We start from the raw sequence: 23,311 nt of genomic DNA, 5'->3' as shown, positions 1-23,311 counted from the left end.
GGGGCGGGGGCTGGGGGGCCTTGTCCGCTTCGCGGTGGGTGGGTTGCTGTTTTTCCGCCCTTGCGGTCGGAGTAATTCGCCGCTTCGCGGCGGTCGCCTCCCACCCACCCGCCCGTTGCTCCGTGTTGGAAGGTGGGCGTAGGGGCTAGCCGTGGTGGAGGTGGCCGTCTCTCATCTCCGTCACTCGGTCCGCGCGGGTCAGCCCGGCCCTGTCGTGCGTGACCAGGACCGTCGCCGTGCCGCGCTCCTTCGTCAGGGTCGCGAGCAGCGCCAGCACCGCGGCCCCGCGCTCATGGTCCAGCGCGCTGGTCGGCTCGTCGACCAGCAGCACCGCGGGGCCGTTCATCAGCGCCCGCGCGATCCCCACCCGCTGGCGCTGGCCTCCCGACAGCTGGTGCGGCCGGCGCCCCGCCTGCTCCGCGAGGCCGACTGCCGCCAGCAGCCCCCGCGCCCGCTCGCGGACCCGGCCACCGGGGCGCCGCCCGTCCACATGCGCCATCAGCTCCAACTGCTCCAGCGCCGTCAGCGAGCCCAGCAGGTTCGGCTGCTGGAAGACGATGCCGAGGCGTCGCCGTCGTAGTTCCGCCTTCTCGGCCCGGCTCAGCGTCGCCGTGTCGACGCCGTCCACCATGACCCGCCCCCGCTCGGGCGTGACCAGCGTCGCCGCGACGGCGAGCAGGCTGGACTTGCCGGAACCGGAGGGGCCCACCACCGCGGTCATCGTGCCCGCCGGCACCTCCAGCCCCACGCCGTCCAGCGCGGTCAGCCGCCCCGCCCCGTCGGGGTACGTGAGCGTGACGTCCTCCACCAGCAAAGAGATGTTCATCGGGCACTCCCCAACGCGACCAACGGATCGACGGCGGTGATCCGCCGCACGGAAAGACCGGCCCCGACCGCGCCGAGCGCGATCATGACCCCGGCGGGCCCCAGCACGGTCGCCGGTTCCAGCACGAACGGGACGTCGCCGCCGCTGATGACCCCGCCGACCGCCGCCGCGATCCCGGACCCCACCGCCGTACCGGCGACGAGCATCGCCACGGCCTGGCCCAGCGCGTCCCGCAGCAGATAGGGAGTGGAGGCGCCCAACGCCTTCAGGACGGCGATGTCGGCGCCCCGCTGGATCGTCCACACGGTGAAGAACGCCCCTATGACCAGCGCGGAGATCACGAACAGAAAGCCCCGCATCAACTGGAGGGAGCCGTTCTCGGCCTGGTAGGAGCCGATGGCGGAGAGCGCTCCGTCGCGCGTCTTCGTCGCGGTCCCCGCGGCCTCGTCCCCGGCGGCCAGATCGACCCCGTCGCCGGTCCGCAGCGCGATCACCGTCGCCTGCTGCTCCCCGGACGGGCCCCGGACACCCCGGCGCCCGAGCCGCTGCCAGTCGTCGAGGGAGATCCACACCACGGGCGTATGGCTGTACGAGGCGTCGGACGCGATGCGTGCCACCCGCTCCCCGAGCAATCCGCCGCCGAGCCGGACGCGGTCGCCCACCCGGGCCCCGAGGTCCTCGGCCGCCTGCTCGGAGAGCACCGCGTCGCCCGGCGCGACACCGTCCGGCGCGATGCCGGCGTCCGGTGCGACGCCGAAGGCGGAGACCGCTGCCGAACGCTTGCCCGCGGTGGCACTGAGGGTGCTGATGCCGATGGGGTGCGCGGAGAGCACGCCGGGCCGTGCGGCCCACTTCTCCCAGGCACGCCGCTCCACCAGCGAGTTGGTGAAGGAGACCGACTGGCCGTCGGGCGGCGCGGCGAACGCCAGGTGGTCGGCCGGCAGCCCGGTGACGGCCGAGGTGTTCTCCCTGGCGAGCCCGGCGGTCAGCCCGGACAGCAGACCGACGAGCAGGGTGATCAGTACGACGACGGCCCCCATCAGGGCGAACCGGCCCTTGGCGAACCGCAGGTCTCTCCACGCGACGAACATGGCCCCACCCTGCGGCCAGGAGCGCGGGCGGGGCATCGCGCCACAGCACGGTTCACCCGGATCGAAGGGCGGCGCCGTACTTCAACCTTTCGGTTGACGGGGCCGAGGGGCTCCGCCCGTACCGTGGACGGGCACACGCGTACGCCCCAGCCGGCCGCAGCCCCAGCCCTCCCGCTCATCGAGCCCCGGACCTCCGAGACCCCATGCCCCGCACCCTCGTCCCCACGCCCACGCATCCGTCCGCCCGCACGCCCGTGGCCCTCGCCCTCCGCCTCTGCCTGCACGCCCTCCTCGCGGGGCTGCTGGCGCTCGCCGCGGTGAAGGCGCTGGCGCAGGACGGCCCGGCCCACTCACCGGGAGCGGCGCGTCCCGCGGCCGTCGTCGCGGCGGCGCTCCTCGTGGCCGCCGTGTACGCGGCCGGCACGCTGAGCACCGCCGTGGCCCGCTCGCGGCGCGCGGCGGCCTGGTGGCTGGCGGCGCTGGGCGCGGCCTGGCTGGTGTTGCTGGCACTGTCCCCGGACGGGCTGTGGGTCGCCTTCCCGCTGTACTTCCTGCAGCTGTGTCTGCTGCCGGTCCGCTGGGCGCTGCCCGCGGTCCTCGCCACGGCGGCGGCCGCCATCGGCGGCTTCCTGCTGCACGGCGCGCCGGTGACACCCGGCGGCTTCATCGGGCCGCTGCTCGGCGCGGCCGTCGCCGTGGCCACGGTCCTCGGGTACGCGGCGCTGTACCGGGAGAGCGAGCACCGCCGTCGGCTCATCGACGAACTGGTGGCCACCCGGGCCGAACTCGCCGCCGCCGAGCGCACCGCGGGCACCCTGGCGGAGCGGGAGCGACTGGCCCGGGAGATCCACGACACGCTCGCGCAGGGCCTGTCCTCCATCCAGTTGCTGCTGCGGGCCGCGCAGCGCGCGCTGCCGGACAGCTCCCCGGCGGCGCCGCACATCGAGCGGGCGCGGGCGGCCGCCCAGGACAACCTGGCCGAGGCCCGCCGCTTCGTGCGCGCGCTCTCCCCGCCCGGTCTGGAGCGCGGCTCGCTCGCCGGGGCCCTGGAGCGGCTGTGCGCGTCGAGCGCGGGCCCGCGTGTCCGGTTCTCCCTCAGCGGTACGCCGGTGGAGCTGCCCACGCCGTACGAGGTGGCGTTGCTGCGTGTCGCGCAGTCCGCCCTCGCGAACGCGGTGCGGCACGCGGGGGCGGCCCGTGCCGAGATCACGCTGACGTTCATGGACGGGTCGGTCACGCTGGACGTGGTGGACGACGGCAGGGGCTTCGATCCGGCGGGCGGCGAACCGCCACAGGGTGCGGGGGACGGCGGTTTCGGGCTGCCCGCGATGCGCGCGCGTGCCCGGGCGCTGGGCGGCACCTTCACGGTCGAGTCCGCACCGGGGCAGGGCACCGCGGTGGCGATCGCGCTGCCGCTGCCCGCCCGTCCGGCGGGGGCGGCGGCGTGACGCGGGCGTCCGGGGCGACGGTGCGTCTGCTGCTCGCCGACGACCATCCCGTCGTACGCGCGGGTCTGCGCGCGGTGCTCGACGCGGAGCCGGACTTCGAGATCGTCGCGGAGGCGGCGACGGCGGAGGCGGCGGTGGAACGGGCCGCGGCGGCGGGTCCGGACGGTGTCGACGTGGTCCTGATGGACCTTCAGTTCGGCGCCGGGATGCACGGGGCGGCGGCGACGGCCGCGATCACCGCGCGCGAGGGGGCGCCGCGGGTCCTGGTCCTGACCACGTACGACACGGAGGCGGACATCCTCGCGGCGGTGGAGGCGGGCGCGGCGGGCTACCTCCTCAAGGACGCGCCGCCCGAGGAGCTGGCCGCGGCGGTCCGCACGGCGGCGTCGGGGCGCTCCGCCCTCGCGCCCGCGATCGCGCACCGTTTGATGGACCGCATGCGGACCCCGGCGCAGGCCCTGAGCCGCCGGGAGCTGGAGGTGCTGCGCCTGGTGAAGGACGGCCTGTCCAACCAGCGGATCAGCAGGGAACTCTTCCTGAGCCAGGCCACGGTGAAGTCCCATCTGGTGCACATCTACGCCAAGCTCGGCGTGGACTCCCGCACCGCCGCGGTGGCGGCCGCGACGGCCCGCGGCCTGATCCGCAGCCGCCCCTGACGCCCCGCCCCGGGCGGTCCGCTCACTCCCCCACCAGCCGCGAAGTCCGCCGCCCACATGCCGCGCAGCGCCCGGCGCAGGCCCTTCGGCGGCCACGGGGACGGGACGCTCAGGACCGGGCAGGCGGTGCGGGCGCGGGCCCGGCGGTGGACGCGGCTCGGGCGGCGTCCGCCGGGGCGGGTGCCGAGCACGAGGAGGTCGTCGGGGTGGCGTCAGGCCTTGACCGCGAACCGCCGCCCGAGGGGACCGTGACACCCAGGCCGGTAACGCCGCCCGATGAGCTGGCGCGACATCCCGGCCCTCGAACTGCCGCCCCTGAGCGGCGTGACACCCCGGTCCCGAACCGCCGGCCACCGGAGTGGCGCAACGCCCCAGCCCCCACGCCACCGCCCCCGCGATGCCGCGACACCCCGCGTATCAGTGGCCCCGTGACTCGCCGAATGTCTCCACCGCGCCCCGTACCTCCGCGAGCGCCGTCGTCAGGGCGCTGACCGAGCCGATCGCGCCCGCGACGAGCAGCAGGGAGCGCCGCAACCGGCGCAGTTCGGGGGCGCCGCCGGAGGCCATCGCGGCGAGGGCGGCCAGCTCGTCCTCGGCTATGGCCCGGTCGGTGAACTCGACCGGGTGCGCCGCCAGCTCGCGACGCAGTCGGGCCACGGCGGCGCACAGCTTCGCCACCCGCGGGTCCCCGTCGTCGCCCGTCATCCGCCTCTGCTCCATGCCCCGCAACACAGCTCTCCCCCGCGCACACCCTCGTGCGCTGTCTCTCGTGCGTCGTTCCCGGCCTTCGGTGCTGGTCAGGCACCAGGGCCGCAGGTCAGTAAAGCGCCCCCGGGTCGGGACGCGCCACTTTCGGGCGGCGCCCCCGCGGTGCGGGGTATGCAGGAGCCATGACGACAGAAACGAAGGACGGACCGCCCGCCGGGGCGGGCGAGGTCGCCGGGCTGCTGCTCGCCGCGGGCGGCGGCCGGCGTCTGGGCGGCCGCCCGAAGGCGCTCCTGGAGCATCGGGGCCGCCCGCTGGTGGAGCACGCGGCGCGGGTGCTGCGCGAGGCGGGCTGCGCGCCGGTGCACGTGGTGCTCGGCGCCTCCCGCGAGGCCGTACGCGCGCGTGCCCTGCTCCCGGACTGTGTGCTGGTGGACAACCCGGACTGGGCACGGGGCATGGGTTCCTCCCTCCGGGCCGGCCTCGCCTCGCTCCGGGGCTCGGGAGCGCGGGCCGTGCTGGTCTCGCTGGTCGACCAGCCGGGGATCGGCGCGGTGGCCGCGGCGCGGGTGTGGGACGCCTACCGCTCGCCCGCGACGCTCGCGGCGGCCGCGTATCAGGGGCGGCGCGGGCATCCGGTGCTGTTCGGCCGCGACCACTGGGCGGGCATCGCGGAGACGGCGGCCGGCGACCGCGGGGCCCGGGATTATCTGCGGGCGCACGCCGAAGCGGTCACGCTGATCGAGTGCGGCGAGGTGGCCGACGCGTACGACATCGACACGGCCGAGGACCTGATCCACCTGGAGTGACGGGGGTGGCACTCAGCGACACGTTCTGTCGATGAGGAGAATCTCGACATCAACAAACGATTGAACTTCCACCATGAGGAAACTAGTATCCACTGACCAGAAGGCCCGTTCCCTCGGACGGGGCCCCGCAGCCGTACCTCGGCCCCTGTGGCACTCGGTGCCATCGCGTCTGCCCGGCGGCTCGCCCGGCACCGTCCGCGCAGCTCTCTGAAGGAAGTGACAGCTCATGTCCGCACTAGCGCCGTCGCCGCTGGCCATCGTCGACGCAGAGCCCCTGCCCCGGCAGGAAGAGGTGCTCACCGACGCGGCCCTCGCCTTTGTGGCCGAGCTGCACCGGCTGTTCACGCCACGGCGTGACGAGCTCCTCGCCCGGCGCGCCGAGCGCCGTGCCGAGATCGCCACCACCTCCACCCTGGACTTCCTCCCGGAGACCGCCGCGATCCGCGAGGACGACTCCTGGCGGGTCGCCCCGGCCCCGGCCGCGCTGAACGACCGGCGCGTGGAGATCACGGGCCCCACCGACCGCAAGATGACCATCAACGCCCTGAACTCGGGCGCCCGGGTCTGGCTCGCGGACTTCGAGGACGCCTCCGCGCCCACCTGGGAGAACGTGGTCCTCGGCCAGCTCAACCTCACCGACGCCTACGAGCGCCGCATCGACTTCACCGACGAGCGCACCGGCAAGTCGTACGCCCTCAAGGACGCCGACGAGCTGGCCACGGTCGTCATGCGCCCGCGCGGCTGGCACCTGGACGAGCGCCACCTCCAGGTCGACGGCCGCCCGGTCCCCGGCGCGCTCGTCGACTTCGGCCTGTACTTCTTCCACAACGCCAAGCGCCTCATCGAGCTGGGCAAGGGCCCCTACTTCTACCTCCCGAAGACGGAGTCGTACCTGGAGGCCCGCCTCTGGAACGACATCTTCGTCTTCGCCCAGGACTACGTCGGCATCCCGCAGGGCACGGTCCGCGCGACCGTCCTGATCGAGACGATCACCGCCGCGTACCAGATGGAGGAGATCCTCTACGAGCTGCGCGAGCACGCCTCCGGCCTGAACGCGGGCCGCTGGGACTACCTCTTCTCCATCGTCAAGAACTTCCGTGACGGCGGCGAGAAGTTCGTCCTGCCGGACCGCAACCTCGTGACGATGACCGCCCCGTTCATGCGGGCGTACACCGAGCTGCTCGTGCGCACCTGCCACAAGCGCGGCGCGCACGCGATCGGCGGCATGGCGGCGTTCATCCCCTCCCGCAAGGACGCGGAGGTCAACAAGGTCGCGTTCGAGAAGGTCAAGAACGACAAGGACCGCGAGGCCGGCGACGGTTTCGACGGCTCGTGGGTGGCGCACCCGGACCTGGTCCCGATCGCCATGGAGTCCTTCGACGCGGTGCTCGGCGACAAGCCGAACCAGAAGGACCGGCTGCGCGAGGACGTGCGGGTCTCGGCGGCCGACCTGATCGCCATCGACTCCCTCGACGCGAAGCCCACGTACGAGGGTCTGGTCAACGCCGTCCAGGTCGGCATCCGTTACATCGAGGCCTGGCTGCGCGGCCTCGGCGCCGTCGCCATCTTCAACCTCATGGAGGACGCCGCCACCGCCGAGATCTCGCGCTCCCAGATCTGGCAGTGGATCAACGCGGGCGTCGTCTTCGAGAACGGCGAGCGGGCCACGGCGGACCTGACCCGCGAGGTGGCCGCCCGGGAACTGGGCGCCATCCGCGCCGAGATCGGCGACGAGGCCTTCGCCACCGGCAAGTGGCAGCAGGCCCACGACCTCCTCCTCCAGGTCTCGCTGGACGAGGACTACGCGGACTTCCTGACGCTCCCGGCGTACGAGCAGCTCCGCTGACACCTCTCGCACCTCTCGCGGGTACGTCTCCCTCGCCCGCGTTCCCGATCCGCCCCCGGCACCGCACAGAGCCGGGGGCGGATCGTGTGTTTGACCGGGCAATCCGCGGGGCCCTCGGCTACGTATCAGTCATGTACGCCGACCCGCGTCCCGAAGGATCACCGCGTGAATGAAGTCGTCCGCATCGGCTCCCGGTCAGCGCCCGGACCCGACCTGCAAGAACTGGTCGCCCGCGTCGCCCGCGGCGATCAGGAGGCCTTCCCCGGTGTCTACGACGCCGTGGCGGGCCCCGTCCTCGGCGTCGTCCGCGGGGTGCTGCGCGACCACGCCCAGTCCGAGGAGGTCGCCCAGGAGGTCCTCGTCGAGGTGTGGCGCACCGCGCCCCGCTACCGGCCGGGCCTCGGCACCGCGATGAACTGGGTGCTGACCCTCGCCCACCGGCGCGCGGTGGACCGCGTCCGCTCCGTGGAGGCGGCCTCGGCCCGTGAGCACAAGGCCGCCCTGCTCTCCCGCACCCCGGAGTTCGACGAGGTCAGCGAGCAGGTCGAGACCCATCTGGAGCGCGAACAGGTACGCCGGTGCCTGCGCTCCCTGACCGAGGTGCAGCGCCAGTCCGTGACGCTCGCCTACTACCGCGGCCTGACCTACCGGCAGGTCGCCGAACTCCTCGCCCTGCCGCTGGGCACGGTGAAGACCCGCTTGCGCGACGGACTCATCCGGCTGCGCGACTGCCTGGGGGTGAACGCGTGAGCACCACAGCCGATCTGCACACCCTCACGGGGGCCTACGCCGCGAACGCCCTGGAGGACGCCGAACGCGCCCGGTTCGAGGAACACCTCGCGCTGTGCCCGCCGTGCGCCCAGGAGGTGCGGGAGCTGACCGCGACCGTCGCGCGGCTCGCGATGGCCTCGGCCGTCGCACCCCGGCGCGCCATGAAGGAGGAGGTGCTCGCGCGCATCGCCACGGTCCGTCAGGACGTCCCGCACGGCGAACCCGACCCGAGCCCGGCCGAGGACCCGGGTACGGACCGGGGAACGAGCCGGGACCCGGGCCCGCGCAGGGCACGTGTGACCCGGGAGGCGCCCCGCTGGGCCCTCGCCGCGTGCCTCGCCGCGGCCGTCTCCTTCGGCGGCACAGCGGTCTGGCAGCACCAGCGGGCGCAGGACGCGCGCGAGCAGGCCCAGCAGGTCCAGGAGCGGGCCGGGGAGCAGTCCCGGGAACTCGCGGAGGTACTGGCCGCCCCTGACGCCAGGTCACGCACCGGCACGTTCGACGGCGGGGCCAGGGGCACGGTCGTCGTGTCCAAGAGCCGCGACAAGGCCGTGTTCGTGGCCGACGGGATGGCGCGGCCGCCGCTGGGCAAGGTCTACCAACTCTGGTTCGACGACGGCGGAACCATGCGGCCGGCCGGCCTCATGGACCCCGACCGTCCGACCGGGGCCGTGCTGATGCGGGGCGAGGTCGGCGACGCGCGGGGCATGGGCGTCACGGTGGAGCCCGCGGGCGGCTCGGACGAGCCGACCTCGGCGCCGGTGGCACTCGTGGCCTTCCCGGCCTGACGTGCTCGTTCACTCGATCGGGTAATCGACCAATCCGCGCGGCCGTCGGCACCGAATACCCCTCGTGAAGACAGAACGGAAGGTCCCGTGGCGGCGCCTCGACCGGTGGCGTCTCCTGGCCGGTGCCCTCAGCGGGGCACTCGCCGGGTTCGCGGCGCTCGCGGCGGCGGAGCTGATCTCCTCCGCGGTGCGCCCCGAGTCCGGCCCGGTGGTGGCGGTCGGCGGCGCGGCCATCGACCGCACACCCGCGGCCGTCAAGGACTGGGCGATCCAGCGGTTCGGGACGGACGACAAACTCGTCCTCCAGGCGGGCATCCTCGCCGTCCTGGCCCTTCTCGCGCTCGTGCTCGGCCTGCTGGCCCTGCGCCGGCGCCGGACGGGCTCGGCGGGCGTCCTGTTCTTCGGTGTGGTCGGCGCCCTCGCGGCCCTCACCCGCCCGGACTCCACGGGCTTCCTCGACGCCGTGCCCTCGCTCGTGGGCGCGGCCGTCGGGGCCGCGCTCCTGTACGTACTGATGGGGCGGCTCCTCCCGCGCCCGGTCCCCGCGGCGGCCGGACTCGACACGGCTCCCCGGGGTGAGTGGGACCGGCGGGGCTTCCTGCTCGCCGCGAGCGCGGCCGCCGCCGCGTCGGCGGGGGCCGGTGTCCTCGGCAAGTCGCTGAACGCCGCGAGCGGCAAGGACGCCGTCGCCTCGCGCGCGGGCGTCGTGCTCCCCGCCCCGGCCTCGGCGGCCGCCGCCGTGCCGAGGGGCGTACGGCCGAAGGTGCCCGGTCTCAGCTCCTTCGTCACGTCCAACAAGGACTTCTACCGGGTGGACACCGCGCTCGTGGTCCCGAAGGTGAACGCCGACACCTGGCGGCTGCGGATCCACGGCAAGGGCGTCGCGCGCGAGCGGACGGTCTCGTACGCGGACCTGCTGCGGCGCGACCTGATCGAGCGGGACATCACCCTGACCTGCGTGTCGAACGAGGTCGGCGGCCCCTACGTGGGCAACGCCCGCTGGATCGGGGTGCCGTTGGCGGAGCTGCTCGACGAGTGCGGTGTGCGGCCCCCGTCCCGGGGCGGCCCCGCCGACCAGCTGGTGTCCCGGTCCGTGGACGGCATGACCATCGGCACTCCCGTGGACGACGTGATGGACGGCCGCGACGCGATGCTCGCCCTGGGCATGAACGGCGAACCGCTCCCCTTCACGCACGGTTTCCCCGTACGCATGCTGGTCCCCGGGCTGTACGGCTATGTGTCGGCCTGCAAGTGGATCAAGGACATCGAGCTGACCACGTTCGACTCCTACGACTCGTACTGGGTGAAGCGGGACTGGGCCCGTAAGGCACCGATCAAGACCCAGTCGCGCATCGACGCCCCCAAGCCGTTCGCCCGGCCCCGCGCGGGCACGGTCATGGTGGCCGGGGTCGCCTGGGCCCAGCACCGGGGCATCGACAAGGTCGAGGTGCGCGTGGACGACGGCCCCTGGCGGCCCGCCGACCTCGCCGCCGAGAACACCCGGGACACCTGGCGCCTGTGGTCCTTCGCGTGGCAGGCCACTTCCGGCGGCCACACCCTCACCGTGCGGGCGACCGACCGCACGGGCACGGTCCAGACCGACGAGCGGACCCGCACGATCCCCGACGGGGCGAGCGGATGGCATTCGGTGGTGGTCACCGTCGACTGAACCGCACGTCACGGCGCTTGCCCGCGCCCCCACTCGTACCTCTTCGCACCTAACACCTCATATCTCAGGAGAAGACATCATGAACACCACTTCCCGCCGTCTGCGCCGTACCGCTCTCGCCGTCGCCTCGGTGGCGTTCCTCCCGCTGGCCCTCACGGCCTGCTCGGACGACAGCGACGACAGCGGCTCGTCGTCCGACGCGTCCAAGTCGTCGGCCACGGAGAAGAAGGCCGACGAGAGCCCCTCCGAGGACATGGCGAGCATGACGAAGCCCTTCGGCCCCGCTTGTTCGGCCGTGCCCGAGGGCGGCAAGGGCAGCTTCGACGGCATGGCCAAGGACCCGGTCGCCACCGCCGCCTCGAACAACCCCGAGCTGTCCACCCTGGTCACGGCGGTCAAGAAGGCCGGCCTCGTCGACACGCTGAACAGCGCCAAGGACATCACCGTCTTCGCCCCGACGAACGACGCGTTCGCGAAGATCCCGAAGGCGGACCTGGACAAGGTCCTCAGCGACAAGGCCCAGCTCACCAAGATCCTCACCTACCACGTGGTCGGGCAGAAGCTCACCCCCGGTGACCTGGAGAAGGGCTCCTACGAGACGCTGGAGAAGAGCAGGCTGACGACGGCCGGCTCGGGTGAGTCGTTCAAGGTGAACGACTCCGCCAAGGTGGTCTGCGGCAACGTCGAGACCTCCAACGCGACGGTCCACATCATCGACACCGTCCTGATGCCCAAGAGCTGATCCCCCTCCGCCCTCGTGCGGCAGGCTGACGGCGCGCGCTCCCCTCCCGGTGGGCGCGCGCCGTCAGCCGAGGTGCGCCGACCAGTCCTGTTCCGCCGCGGGCTTGCCGTGCAGGTCCGGTACGCGCTTGAGCCAGTCGGGGCGCCCCTTCTCGGTGGCGGCGGCGCGGCGGGCGTCGGCGGCGGCCAGCTCGCCGCGGGTCGGGAAGTCGGTCGGCAGCCAGACGGCGGAGGAGCGGGCACGGGCCAGCAGATGAGCGACGTACGCCTCGCGCACGGCGTCCGGCGAGGCGAACCCCGGCTCGTCGGCGAGCCACGCGTCGGGCACGAGCGCGACGACCTCGCGCAGCATGGACTGCGTGACGAGCGGCGCCAGTTCGGCGTCGGCCGCGGCCGTGTCGGGGCCGTATCCGCCGAGGGCGTGGTGGCGGAAGTCGTACGCCTTGTCGGGGGCGGACGCCCCCCAGCGGTGGTGGAAGACGAGGGCCGCGCCGTGGTCGATGAGCCACAGCTTCGGCGGGCGCGTACCGAAGGTGGGCCACACCATGAGGTTCGAACTGTGCACGGTGCGGTCGACGTTGGCGGTGAGCGCGTCGAACCACACGACCTTGCCTGCCTCCAGCGGGTCCACGTCGAGGGCGTCCGGCGTGAAGTCCCGCGCGCCCGGCAGCAGATCCATGCCGAGGTTGAGGCCGGCGCTGGCGTGCAGCAGGTCCCGCACCTCCTGGTGCGGCTCGTCGGCGGCGACCGCGGGGTCGAAGTGGACGAGGACCAGCTCGGGAAAGCGCAGCCCGAGCCGGCGCGCCAGCTCGCCGACGACGATCTCGGCGACGAGCGCCTTGCGGCCCTGGGCCGACCCGGTGAACTTGACGACGTACGTACCGAGGTCATCGGCCTCGACGACACCGGGCACGGAGCCACCGGTGCGCAGGGGCTCGACGTAACGGGTCGCGGTGACCTCTCTCAACACTTTCCGGGCCACCCATCTCCTCCACGGCCGACTCGGGAGAAGTGTAGTGGCGAGGATGACCCTCACCGATTCCCGCGTGACCGGAGAAGCAATGCGGATGGGTGATGTCCTGCCGGCGGTCTCCCTCGTTGAGCAGTCGCCGATCTTGTGCGGCCGCAGGCCGCGGCACGACGGCGTGGCTGTCCGGAGCGTTCCGCTTCGGCGCGAGAAGAACGCGAGAAGAAGGAGAACCTTGTGCGTCGCATCAGCATCGCCCTGACCCTGGCCGTGGCCGCCGGCGGGCTCGGCCTGTCGGCGGTGACCGCCCAGGCCGCCCCCGCCGTCCAGGGGCCCCCGTTCCCGTACGCGGACTGCCTCAAGGCGACCGCGCAGAAGGGGGAGAGCCGGGCGTACGGCAAGTGGCACTGTGACCAGCTGGTCAAGAAGGGGTGGGTCAAGCCGGCCCATCGCTGATCGCGCCCTCGGGGCCACCCTCGACGGTGGCCCCGAGGTCCGTCCGGGCTCGTGCCGTGCCCCGTACCGCCCCGTCAGCCGGCGACTTCCTCGGCGCGGATGGTGTCCCCGTGGTACCAGGGGTTTCCCGCGGCCTCCGAGATCAGTTCGCGCGAACGCGTCTCGTGCGCCCGGCCGAGGTCCAGGGTGAGGTACTGGATGAATTCGAGCGCGGTGAAGTACTTGCGGGTGAAGGTGGGTTCGGCGAGGGGCACCACCGAGACCTCGATGTTCCGGTTCTCCGGGCGGTCGCCGGTGAGCAGCCCCACCAGGTTCTCCATCTTCGCCTTGGTGTAGTCGTCGTCGTCCTCGTCCCGGAAGATGATCAGGCTGTGCTTCCTGGTCGGGTCGGACAGCGTGGCGACCTCGCTGTGGCAGAACTCGTGGAAGTAGTTGCGGGCCGCCGGCACCATCGCGATCTCGTTGAGGTGCATCTTGCCGAGCTTCAGCAGGCTTTCGTGCCACTTCGGGGAGGCCAGCATGATGACGTTGGCGTCACGGCTGCGCTCGGCCACCGTGCGGGCCAGCTCGCGGTGCGCCTCGGTGAAGTCGTTCTCCAGGTGACCGGGGAGCAGGCGCACCTCCTGCCGGTGGTCCTGCTCGATCAGGCCCAGCTCGAGGAACATGTCCAGCAGGATGGCGAAGTACTGCCCGACGTGGAACAGCGGGTACTCGCGGTCCGGCTCGCTCAGCGTCCAGCGCGCGATCGACACCCCGGCCTCCTCGCCGAGGGCGCCGAGGCGTCCGCCCGAGGTGAGCAGCAGCATCCTGTCGTGGGCGTGCCGCAGCTGGTGGAAGACGTGGACCGGCTCGTTGGAGTGGCCGCTGTAGGAGCTGAGGATGATGAGCGTCCCCTCGTCGTCCATGAGGGAGGACGGGAGCAGGTACCGGTGGTCGTAGTCGTTGAGGACATGGAACTCCAGTTCGCTGCCCGCCGATTGGAAGAAGGCCGCCACGACGTCGGAGACAATGGCCGAGCATCCCATCCCGGTGAACACGACCCGCTTGAACTGTCCGGACTTTATCTTGAGCCGGAGGTCGTCCGTCATGTCCGCGAGGGAGTACTCCTCGGGCTTGAGGAAGCCCTTCCGGTACTCGTTGGTGAGGAAGTTCTCGTAGCGTTCCATGCGTGACTGCATGTGACGTGCCTTTCGTTGAGGGGTCTGTGCCGGATCGGGCAAAAGGCGTTCCGGGGCGAGGCGGGACCGGGCGCGGCGGGGTGGGCCCTCACCACATGAACTGGCCGCCGTCGACGATCATCTTCTGTCCGGTGATGTACGAGGCCTTGTCGCTGACGAGGAATTCGAGTGCGTCGGCCATGGCCTCGGGGCTGCCGATGCGCCCCTGCGGGATCTCGGCCAGCAGCCGGTCACGGAATTCCGGTTCGTCCGTCCTGAACCGGGTGTTCATCTCTTCGGTGTCGATCATCCCGGGGATCAGGGAATTGACCCGGATCGTGGGCGCGAGTTCCAGGGCGAGGCATTTGGTGAAGTGGAGCAGGCCCGCTTTGCTCGCGCAGTAGTTGGTGCCGTTCAGGCGCGGCCGGATTCCGGTGGTGGCGGCGACATTGATGATGCTGCCGCCGCCGGCGTCGAGCATGGCGGGCGCCAGGGCCCGGGTGAGGTAGAAGGGTGCCGACAGGTTGGCCTGGATGACCTGGTCCCAGTCCGAGGGCGTCATCTCCAGGAAGGGCCGGTCGATGTTGCGGCCCGCGTTGTTGACGAGCACCTGGGGGGTGCCGTGCTCCGCCAGTATCTGCTCGGCGGTGCGGAAGGCCTCCTGGCTCTCGGCTATGTCCGACCGGAGAGCCGTGAAACCGTCGCCCAGTTCCTTGTCGGCGGCCGCGGCGGCCTCCTGGTCGCCGCGGTACAGGGCGACGACCCGGTACCCCACGGACAGCAGCCTGCGGCTGAGGCTCAGGCCGATGCCCTTCGTACCGCCGGTGACCACGGCGAGTGGCGTCTGCATGGACAACTCCTTGATCGGATCGGGGTCTTGCGCGCCCGCGTCTCCACGAGCCCGCACGCGCGGCGCAGGACGTCATCAGCGGCTCCCCGGAGATCCACGGCTCGCTCCGGCACGGGCCGTGGTCAGGCCTGCGGGGGCCAGGTGAGGACCGCTTCGTTCTGGCTGGTGAACTTGGACATGGGCGCGAAGCGGAAGTAGAGGTCACGGCCCAGGGCGGAGAACGGGCCCTCCAACTGCTCCGTGAGGCTGAGCGCGCGGGCCGCGCCGACCAGTGCCTCGGTGCGCGGCCTGCGCTCGTCCTCGTAGCCGCGCAGCGCCGCGGGCAGGTCCGTCGCCCCCTTCAGGTGCTGGGCGAGGACGACGGCGTCCTCGATGGCGAGCGCCGCGCCCTGGCCGAGGCTGACGAGCATGGGGTGTGCCGCGTCCCCGAGGAGGGTCATGCGTCCGGTGCCCCACCGCGCGAGGAAGGGGCGGTCCTGGGCGGTGATGCGGACGATTGTCTCCTCGGGGGTGACGCGGATCGCCTCCCGCACCTCGTCGGCCCAGCCGGCGAAGAGGCCGGCGAGGCCTTCCTTGCCGCGCCGCAGGTGTCCCGACGCGCCGGGCGGCACGTTCTTCGTCGCCCACCAGTAGGCCCGGCCGTGGCCGATGTCGGCGAGGCCGAAGCGCTGGCCGCGCCCCCAGTAGTGCGCGGCGTAGCCCTTGGTCAGCCGCGGGTGGTCGAAGGGCACCGTCGCCAGCCAGCACGCGTAGCCGCCGGACCGGGGCCCGTCGTCGGCGGGTGCCACCTGGCGGCGGATCGCGGAGTTGAATCCGTCGGCGCCGATCAGGATGTCGCCGCCGGCCTTGCGGCCGTCCTCGAAGGTGACCTCGACGCCGTCGTCGCCGGTGGTGAACCCCGTGGCCGCAGCGTTCAGTTCGATCTCCTGGTCGTCGCCGATGGCGTCGAGCAGTGTCTGCTGGAGGTCGGCGCGGTGCACGGCGTAGTTGGCCGCGCCGAGCCGGTCGGCGAGTTCGCGGAACGGCAGTGCCCTGATCGGCCGGCCGCTCCGGGTGCGGAACTTCAGCTCGTCGAACACCTCACCGCGTTTGGCGAGGCCGGGGGCGATGTCGATGTCCAGGGTGCGCAGCGCCAGGATCGCGTTGGACATCAAGGAGACGGCCGTGGTGCCGGGGCGCAGCTCGGGCGCCTTCTCGAAGATCTGGACCTCGACACCGGCCCGGCGCAGGGTGGCCGCGGTGGCGAGGCCGCCGATCCCGGCCCCGATGATGAGCGCCTTGGGCGTGGCGCGCCCGGAGTTCTCCTGCTGGGTCATTTCCCGCTCCCGTCGGCCGGGTGACGGTCGAGCCGTCCGGCCATCACATCTGCGATCTTCTGGGCGACGACGTTCACGTGCGGTTCCTCCAGGAGGACCAGGTGGTCCCCGGGGACGTCCACGACCTGGAGGTGTCCGGTGGTCAGGTCTCCCCAGCCGTTGGTGGGGTCCTCGTGCAGGCTCTGTGCGGCTCCGTGCATCGGCTGGAGGATCGGGGGCAGTTCCGCGGTGGCGCGGAGCAGCGTCAGATCCTCGTCGCCCTGTTCGGGCCGGTAGGAGAGGATCGCGTGCCAGTGCGCCTTGAACATCGTGAACAAGCGCCGCACGGTGGCGCGGGAGCTGCCCGCCGGGAGCACACCCGCCTCCGTGGCGTGTCCGACGATGAAGTCGAACGTCGCCTCCTCGTCGAGGCCGTCCGGCAGCGAGATCACCGGGGCGGTCCCGCCGCGCTCCATCCACAGCAGTTCCCAGAAGAACCATTCGAGGAGCGAGTGGTCCTCGACGTCGGGCCGCTCTCCCTGTTTGACGGCGATCGGGTCGATCAGCACGGCGCTGTGGACGGCGTCCGGGTCGGTGCGCCGCAGCTGCCGCGCCATCTCGAAGGCGATGAAGCCGCCGAACGACCAGCCGCCGATGACGTACGGGCCTTGCGGACAGGCCCGCCGCATCGCCTTCAGGTAGGTCTCGGCCAGCTCGGGGATGGAAGTGAGCGGTTCCGTGCCGGGCACGGTCCCGGCGGCCTGGAGCGCGTAGACGGGCTGGTCGTCGGGCAGCCGGCGGGCCAGGCGTACGTAGCACAGGACGTGGCCGCCGAGCGGGTGGACCAGGAACAGGGGCGGTTTGTCGCCCTGGGTGCGGATCGGCACGACGGGGTCGAACTCCGCCGCCGAGTCGCCGGCCCGCAGCCGCTGCGCGAGCCCGGCCACGGTGGGCGCCGCGACGAACGCGGAGAGCGGGACGCTGACGCCGTACCGCTTCTCGATGGTCATCACCAGCCGCATCGCGGTCAGCGAGGTGCCGCCGATGTCGAAGAAGTTGTCCCGCACGCCCACCGAGGGCAGTTCGAGGAGTTCCGCCAGGATGCCCACCAGCGCCGTCTCGTGCTCGTCGGCCGGCGGAGCGGCGTCCGCGGTCGGTGCGGCCAGTGGCATACGGCGCAGCAGCGCGTCGTCCCGCTTGCCGCTGGGCGTCAGGGGCAGGCGCGGCAGCCACTCCAGGTGCGAGGGCACCATGTAGTCCGGCAGGGCGCCGCGCAGGCGGGTGCGTACCTCGTCGAGGTCCACGGCCGTCGCGTCGCCGACGAGGAACGCCGCGAGGAAGGCGTCGGAGCCCTCCCGGCGCCGGGCCACCACCGCGGCCTCCCGGATGCCGGGCTGCTCCTCGGCGAGTTTGGCGATGGCGATCTCCACCTCGGCCAGCTCGACGCGGTAACCGCGCACCTTGACCTGGGAGTCGGCGCGGCCGAGCCATGCGAGGTTGCCGTCGGGCATGACCCTGGCCAGGTCCCCCGTACGGTAGAGGCGGGCGCCCGGCTCCCCGGAGGGGTGCGGCACGAAGCGCTCCTCGGTGAGGTCGGGCCGGTCGCGGTAGCCGTGGGCGAGGCAGACGCCGCCGATGTAGACCTCGCCCTTGGCGCCGGGCGGCACGGGCCGCATGAGGCCGTCGAGCAGGTGGACCTGGATCCCGGGGAGCGGGACGCCGATGGGCGGCAGGTCGGGGAAGCGCGCCGGGTCGCCGGTCATCGTGTGGTGGGTCAGCAGGTGCGTCTCGGTCGGCCCGTACTGGTTCTCCAGGACGGTGCCCGGCAGTGCGGCGCAGAACCGCCGGATCTCGTCGGTGATCCGCAGTTGTTCGCCGGAGGAGATCACGACCCGCAGCGCGCGGGGCCGGATGCCCAGCATCTGGGAGGTCTCGGCGAGCTGTTGCAGCGCGACGCACGGCATGAAGACCCGCTCGACCTCCTCGCGGTCCAGCAGCCGCAGCAGCGCCGGCATGTCCCGGCGCTCCTCCTCGGCGAGCAGGTGGAGGGTGCCGCCGCCGCACAGCGTGGAGTAGATCTCCTGGAACGCCACGTCGAAGCTGAGCGGCGCGAACTGGAGGGTCTTGCCGCCGGCGGCGCCGCTGGCGGAGGGGATCTGCCAGTCCATGTAGTTGGCGAGCACCCGGTGCGGCAGTTCCACGCCCTTGGGTTCACCGGTGGACCCGGAGGTGAAGAGCAGGTAGGCGACGGTCTCGCCGGTGATCTCCGGCAGTGGGCCGGCGTCGGGCGCCGGTTCCGCGGCAAGCAGGTCGTCCACCGACAAGAGCCGGGAGGAGTCCTCGAAGAGGTGCGTGTGCCTCTCGTGGGTGATGATCCGCAGCGGGTCGGCACGGGTGACCATCGCCGCGAGTCGGGCCGGCGGATAGCTGACGTCGAGCGGGACGCAGGTGGCGGCGGCCTTGCCGACGCCGAGCACGGTGGCCAGCGTCTCGGGCGAGCGGTCCATGGCGATGCCGATGGTCGAGCCGGGCCGGGCGCCCGCGGCGATCAGGCCACGGGCGATCCGGGTGGCGGCCCGGTCGAGTTGGGCGTACGTCCACTGCCGCGAGCCGCGGGAGACGGCCACCGCGTCCGGGGTCCGGGCGACGTGTTCGGCGATGCGGGCGATGACGTTCCGGGAGGTGTCCCCACCGGCGTCGGCGCCGGGCCGCAGGGCCGCCGTCGCCCTCGGGTCGCACAGGAAGCCGAAGTCCACGCCCGTCTCGGGGTGTTCGGTCATCCGCTGGAGGACGGCGAGGTAGGTCCGGCCGATGCTCTCCACCTGCGAACGGGAGAAGGTGTGGCCGTCGCAGTCCATCCGCAGCCACAGGCGCTCGTCGATCGGGTCGGTGATCGCGTTGAGCAGGAGCTTGAAGTTCGTCTCCTCCCAGGTCCTCAGCTCGGTCAGCTCCATGTCGGTGTCCTCGAACAGCGAGGTCAGGACGTGCGGGTTGACGTAGTTGAAGGCCGTTTCGAAGATGACGTCGCCGCCGCGGTCCTCCTGGATCGCGCTGAGCGGGTAGCGCCGGTGCGGGTGGCTGTCGCGCTCCTGCCGGTAGACCTCGCGGGCCGCGTCGAGCCAGGTGCGCGGCCGGGGGTCGAGGCGCAGCGGCAGCGTCTCCAGGAAGAGTCCGGTGACGCGTTCGGCGCCGGCTTCCTCCGGCCGTCCGCCGGTGACCAGGCCGGTGGTGATGTCCGGGGTGTCGGAGAACAGCCGCAGGGTCAGGCAGTGGGCCGCGAGGAGCAGGGATTTGACGGGCAGCCCGTGGTCGCGGGCCAGGTCGCGCAGCCGGGCGTCGAGGCCGTCCGGCAGCTCCACCTCGTGGATGATGACGCCTTCGTCGCCCGCGGGTTCGTAGGGCCGCAGTCCGTCGATCTGGAGCAGTTCCGCGCCGTCGAGCAGGCGTTGCCAGTAGCGCTTGCTGAGGTCGGAGGCGAGGGCCCGGCGTTCCTCGCGTACGTAGAGGGCGGGTGAGGGCAGTTGTCCGGCGGGGACGGCGGGGACGGGCTGTCCGGCGTGGTGGGCGAAGTCCTGGAGGAGTTCGCGGACGACGGTGGCGACGCTCCAGCCGTCCAGGATGGCGTGGTGGAAGCTGAACACCAGCTCCAGGGAGTCCTTCAGGACGTGCGCGCGGAACAGGTAGAGCGGCGGGCGGTCCAGGCGGTACGCGTGGTAGCGCCGTTCCTGGACGTGCCGGTCGACCTCGGCCCGCGCCCGTTCGTCGGGGAGGTCGCGCAGGTCCGCGATCTCCAGGCCGCCGTCGACGTCGGGGTGGACGAGTTGCAGGGGTTCGGAGTACCCGCCGAGGTCGAACGCGGAGCGCAGCACCGGGTGGCGCCGCACCAGGTCGTCGAAGGCGCGGCGCAGCGCCGCCTCGTCCCAGACCGTCTTGAGGGAGTAGCGGAAGACGTCGTGGTAGACGGCGGAATTCTCGTGTTCGCGGCTGTGGTAGAGCAGGCCGAGGTGCAGTCGGGTCGCGGGGTAGGCGTCGTCCAGGCCGGCCAGGCGCGCGCGGTCGACGCCGGAGATCAGCGCGAACGGCTCCAGCGGGGCGTCCCGCTCGCCCCCGGACGCGGTGGTCGCGGTCGCGGCGAGCGCCGCCACGGTGGGGTTGCGGACCATGTCGGCCAGGGTGAAGTGCACGCCCGCCCGGCGTGCCTCGGCCTGGATGCGGAGCATGAGGATCGAGTCGCCGCCCAGGGCGTAGTAGTCCTGGTCGACGCCGATCACGTCGGTTTCGAGGACGGCCGCCCAGGCCGCCGCGATCTTCGCCTCGGTCTCGTTGGTGGGCGTCGCGACCTTGGTCTCGGCCTCCGCGGCGGGCGCGGGCAGCCTTCGGCGGTCGGCCTTGCCGTTCGCGGTGAGGGGGATCCGGTCGATCCGTACGAAGAACGCCGGGATCATGAACTCCGGGAGCGCGTCCAGGAGCCGGGCCCGCAGGTCCGCGGGCGGCATGTCCTCGTCCGCGACGTAGTAGCCGACGAGGTGGAGGCCGCGGGCGGTTGTGCTGCGGTCCACCACGATGGCGTCCCGGACGCCCGGGAGGGCGGTCAGGCGGTTGCGGACCTCGCCGAGCTCCACCCGGTTGCCGCGGATCTTGACCTGGTCGTCCAGCCGGCCGAGGTATTCGAGGGTGCCGTCCGCGAGCCAGCGCGCGCGGTCGCCGGTGCGGTACATCCGCCCCTCGCCGGTGAACGGGTCGGCGACGAACGCCGCCGCGTCCAGTTCGGGCCGGTCCAGGTAGCCGCGGGCCACGCCCACGCCCGCGACGCACAGCTCGCCGGCCACACCGGCGGGCTGGAGGTCGCCGTGGGCCCCGACGACGTAGAGCCGGATGTTGTCGATGGGCCGCCCGATCGGTACGCGCCGCACTTCCTCGCCGGCGTCGCCCGGGCAGTCGTAGCAGGTGACGTCGACGGTGGCCTCGGTCGGGCCGTAGAGGTTGACCAGGCGCGGCGCCCTGGCGCCGGCTGCCGTGAACGCCCGGTTGAACCGCGTCACCTGAGCGGGTGTCAGGGCCTCACCGCTGCAGAACACCAGGCGCAGCGAGGCGATGGCGTCGACCCGGGCCGGGTCCTCTTCGAGCAGGTCGAGGAAGGGGCCGAGCATCGAGGGCACGAAGTGGGCGACGCTCACGCGGTGTGCCTCGACCGTCCGGAGGATGGCTCCGGGGTCCCGCTCGCCCCTGGGCGGGAGCAGCGCGAGTCCGGCGCCGGTGATCGCCCACCAGAACAGCTCCCACACCGAGACGTCGAAGGTCGTCGGTGTCTTCTGGAGCAGGACGTCGCCCTCGCCGACCGGGTAGGCGCGCTGCATCCACTCCAGGCGGTTCACCACGGAGCGGTGTTCGACCTGGACGCCCTTGGGCTGCCCGGTGGAGCCCGAGGTGTAGATGACGTAGGCGAGGTCGTGCGGGCCGCCGAGGGGCCCGGGCGGCGCGGACGAGGTGCGCGGGGTGGCGTCCAGGCGGCGTACCGGGGCGGCGTCGCCCACCAGGGAGTCGGGCACCGTGCTGCCCAGCAGTACGGTCTTGGCCCCGCTGTCGGTGAGCAGGAACCGGACGCGTTCGGCGGGGTGGCTCGGGTCGACCGGCACGTACGCGCCGCCCGCCTTGAGGACGCCGAGGACGGCCGCGACCAGTTGCGGGCCGCGTTCGGCCAGTACCGCCACCCGGTCGCCGACGCCCACGCCGTCGTCGCGCAGCCGCTGCGCGACGTGGTTCGCCCATCCGTCGAGGCGCGCGAAGGTGAGCGACTGGGCCGGGTCGTCCGCGAGGACGGCGGGCCGGTCGGGCGTGGTGGCCGCCTGCTGCTCGAAGAGCGCGTGGAGCGTGGTGTTGGCGGAGAAGTCGGTCACCGGGCCGCTGCCCAGGGCGAGCAGGGCGGCCCGTTCGGCGTCGCCGAGCATGGGGACCTCGGCCAGTGGGCGGTCCGCGCCGTCGAGGGTGCCCCGGAGGATCGCCTCCAGGTGGGTGGCCACCGACTCGATGGGGAAGTCAGCGTCGAAGACGTCGAGGGCGTAGTCCATGTCGACCAGGACATCGCTGACGTCGTCCAGTTCGTTGACGACGACCGCCAGCACGTCGTCGTCGTGGGCGCGGGCCTGCACGACGGTCTCGTACGTGACGCCGTGGACGGCGAGCGGGCGGGGCCAGCGCAGGTAGGCGATGGTGGTGTCGAACAGCCGCTTGGGGCCGCTGCCCTGGAGCGGTACGGAGCGCAGCAGGTCCCCGAGGGCGAACCGCTCGTGGGGTTTGAGCGCCCGGGTGGCGGCCTGCACGTCGGCGACCAGGTCGCTCATCGTGCGGTCGTTCCCGGGGGCGATCCGCAGCGGCAGGGTGTTGGCGAAGTGGCCGACGGTCTGCTTCTGCCCGGCGGTGGTCCGGTTCATGAGCGGTACGCCGAGGACGACCTCGTCGCTGCCGTGGATCCGGGAGAGGTAGACGGCGAAGGCACTGGCGACGAACGCGAAGACGGAGTCCCCGCGCTCCCGTATGCGGTCGATGAGGGCGCGCTCGATGAGGAAGCTGTGGCGGGCGCTGCGCCGGGAGCCCGCGGGCGCGGCGCGGCGGAAGAAGGCCGGGGCGACGTCCTTGAGCCGCTCCTGGAAGAAGGCGCGGTCCTGCTCGTGGTCGTCCGAGGCCTGGTAGCGGCGCTGCTCCTCGGCGAAGTCCAGGTAGGACGGCGCGGGCGGGTCGTCGAACTCCCCGGTGCGCCGCGCCCGGTCGTACTCGGCGCGGACCTGGGACATGAACAGGTTCAGGCCCCAGGCGTCGGCGACGATGTGATGCACCTTGACGTAGGTGCGGACGACGTCCTCGCGCTCCTTGAGGACGGCGATCGCGAACAGCCGGCGGCGCTCCACCTCGATCGGGACGTCGAACGCGTCCTTGATCCACGCCTCGCAGGCCGCACGGGGCTCGTCGGCCGCGGAGAAGTCGACCGTCGGGATGTCGAACGTCTCGTCCTCGGCCCACTGGCCCGGGGTGCCGTCCTGCGGGTCGATCCGCAGCCGGAACGCGTCGTTGCGGTCGACCGCACGGCGCAGGCACTCCTTGAGGAGGTCGACGTCGACCTCGCCGGTGAACCGGTCGGTGATGAAGCAGTTGAACTGCGGGAGGTCCGGGAAGAGGGAGTTCGCTGCCCAGATGTCCTGCTGATAGGCCGTGAGAGGGTTGCGCGGCCGGAGATTCACG

17 protein-coding genes are annotated in these 23,311 nt (G+C 72.6%); 9 read left to right on the top strand and 8 right to left on the bottom strand.

From position 1 onward, the window contains the following. Window positions 1-145: 145 nt before the first annotated feature. Both ACZ5GP_RS30905 and ACZ5GP_RS30900 read right to left on the bottom strand, forming a co-directional pair. A complete protein-coding gene (locus tag ACZ5GP_RS30905; RefSeq protein WP_468754034.1) occupies window positions 146-820 on the bottom strand; it encodes an ABC transporter ATP-binding protein in 675 nt (224 codons plus the stop codon). 2 nt (window positions 821-822) lie between these two features. Then, entirely contained in the window at window positions 823-1,917 is a 1,095-nt protein-coding gene (locus tag ACZ5GP_RS30900) for an ABC transporter permease (RefSeq protein WP_468753993.1), read from the bottom strand. 203 nt (window positions 1,918-2,120) lie between these two features. On the opposite strand from ACZ5GP_RS30900, the gene ACZ5GP_RS30895 reads away from it, so the two are divergent. Both ACZ5GP_RS30895 and ACZ5GP_RS30890 read left to right on the top strand, forming a co-directional pair. Continuing rightward, on the top strand, window positions 2,121-3,365 hold the full coding sequence (locus ACZ5GP_RS30895; RefSeq protein ID WP_468753992.1) for a sensor histidine kinase: 1,245 nt from the start codon (window positions 2,121-2,123) through the stop codon (window positions 3,363-3,365). Then, complete coding sequence (locus ACZ5GP_RS30890) at window positions 3,362-4,021, top strand: response regulator (protein WP_468753991.1); 660 nt, start codon at window positions 3,362-3,364, stop codon at window positions 4,019-4,021. Before ACZ5GP_RS30895 ends, ACZ5GP_RS30890 begins: the two co-directional genes overlap by 4 nt. Window positions 4,022-4,438: 417 nt before the next feature. Here ACZ5GP_RS30890 and ACZ5GP_RS30885 read toward each other — a convergent pair whose 3' ends face one another. Next, the gene (locus tag ACZ5GP_RS30885) at window positions 4,439-4,753 is read right to left on the bottom strand and encodes a DUF5955 family protein (RefSeq protein WP_468753990.1); all 315 of its coding nucleotides are present in this window, start codon (window positions 4,751-4,753) and stop codon (window positions 4,439-4,441) included. 158 nt (window positions 4,754-4,911) lie between these two features. Between ACZ5GP_RS30885 and ACZ5GP_RS30880 the strand changes: the two genes are divergently transcribed. The 6 genes from ACZ5GP_RS30880 to ACZ5GP_RS30855 all read left to right on the top strand — a co-directional run bounded on the left by ACZ5GP_RS30880 (window position 4,912) and on the right by ACZ5GP_RS30855 (window position 11,351). After that, window positions 4,912-5,535 carry a nucleotidyltransferase family protein gene (locus tag ACZ5GP_RS30880; protein ID WP_468753989.1) on the top strand — a complete coding sequence of 208 codons (624 nt, stop codon included), beginning with the start codon at window positions 4,912-4,914 and terminating at the stop codon, window positions 5,533-5,535. 226 nt (window positions 5,536-5,761) lie between these two features. After that, window positions 5,762-7,381, top strand: a complete 1,620-nt coding sequence (aceB, locus tag ACZ5GP_RS30875; protein WP_468753988.1) for a malate synthase A — start codon at window positions 5,762-5,764, stop codon at window positions 7,379-7,381. A 165-nt stretch (window positions 7,382-7,546) separates the two neighbouring features. Continuing rightward, on the top strand, window positions 7,547-8,131 hold the full coding sequence (locus tag ACZ5GP_RS30870) for a sigma-70 family RNA polymerase sigma factor (RefSeq protein WP_358584313.1): 585 nt from the start codon (window positions 7,547-7,549) through the stop codon (window positions 8,129-8,131). Beyond that, a complete protein-coding gene (locus tag ACZ5GP_RS30865; protein WP_468753987.1) occupies window positions 8,128-8,940 on the top strand; it encodes an anti-sigma factor in 813 nt (270 codons plus the stop codon). Before ACZ5GP_RS30870 ends, ACZ5GP_RS30865 begins: the two co-directional genes overlap by 4 nt. A 64-nt stretch (window positions 8,941-9,004) precedes the next feature. Continuing rightward, on the top strand, window positions 9,005-10,609 hold the full coding sequence (locus tag ACZ5GP_RS30860; RefSeq protein ID WP_468753986.1) for a molybdopterin-dependent oxidoreductase: 1,605 nt from the start codon (window positions 9,005-9,007) through the stop codon (window positions 10,607-10,609). A 79-nt stretch (window positions 10,610-10,688) separates the two neighbouring features. After that, window positions 10,689-11,351, top strand: coding sequence for a fasciclin domain-containing protein (locus ACZ5GP_RS30855; protein WP_468753985.1), 663 nt, complete (start codon window positions 10,689-10,691; stop codon window positions 11,349-11,351). 63 nt (window positions 11,352-11,414) lie between these two features. Here the strand turns inward: ACZ5GP_RS30855 and ACZ5GP_RS30850 are convergent, their stop codons facing one another. Beyond that, window positions 11,415-12,320 (bottom strand): HipA family kinase, encoded by a 906-nt coding sequence (locus ACZ5GP_RS30850; protein ID WP_468754033.1) that lies wholly within the window; start codon window positions 12,318-12,320, stop codon window positions 11,415-11,417. Between the two features lie 234 nt (window positions 12,321-12,554). On the opposite strand from ACZ5GP_RS30850, the gene ACZ5GP_RS30845 reads away from it, so the two are divergent. Further along, window positions 12,555-12,773, top strand: coding sequence for a hypothetical protein (locus tag ACZ5GP_RS30845; protein WP_468753984.1), 219 nt, complete (start codon window positions 12,555-12,557; stop codon window positions 12,771-12,773). A gap of 74 nt (window positions 12,774-12,847) precedes the next feature. Here the strand turns inward: ACZ5GP_RS30845 and ACZ5GP_RS30840 are convergent, their stop codons facing one another. The 4 genes from ACZ5GP_RS30840 to ACZ5GP_RS30825 all read right to left on the bottom strand — a co-directional run bounded on the left by ACZ5GP_RS30840 (window position 12,848) and on the right by ACZ5GP_RS30825 (window position 23,310). Further along, window positions 12,848-13,939 carry an SIS domain-containing protein gene (locus tag ACZ5GP_RS30840; protein ID WP_468753983.1) on the bottom strand — a complete coding sequence of 364 codons (1,092 nt, stop codon included), beginning with the start codon at window positions 13,937-13,939 and terminating at the stop codon, window positions 12,848-12,850. 100 nt (window positions 13,940-14,039) lie between these two features. Then, window positions 14,040-14,780, bottom strand: coding sequence for an SDR family NAD(P)-dependent oxidoreductase (locus ACZ5GP_RS30835; RefSeq protein ID WP_468753982.1), 741 nt, complete (start codon window positions 14,778-14,780; stop codon window positions 14,040-14,042). Window positions 14,781-14,902: 122 nt separating this feature from the next. After that, window positions 14,903-16,096 (bottom strand): FAD-dependent monooxygenase, encoded by a 1,194-nt coding sequence (locus tag ACZ5GP_RS30830; protein WP_468753981.1) that lies wholly within the window; start codon window positions 16,094-16,096, stop codon window positions 14,903-14,905. Further along, a complete protein-coding gene (locus ACZ5GP_RS30825; RefSeq protein ID WP_468753980.1) occupies window positions 16,093-23,310 on the bottom strand; it encodes an amino acid adenylation domain-containing protein in 7,218 nt (2,405 codons plus the stop codon). The genes ACZ5GP_RS30830 and ACZ5GP_RS30825 overlap by 4 nt, the downstream gene beginning before the upstream one ends. Between the last annotated feature and the right edge of the window lies 1 nt (window position 23,311).

Source organism: Streptomyces sp. NPDC031466 (assembly GCF_055581265.1).
The sequence above is the reverse complement of the archived record's forward strand: the minus strand, read 5'-3'. Positions and strand labels throughout refer to the sequence as shown.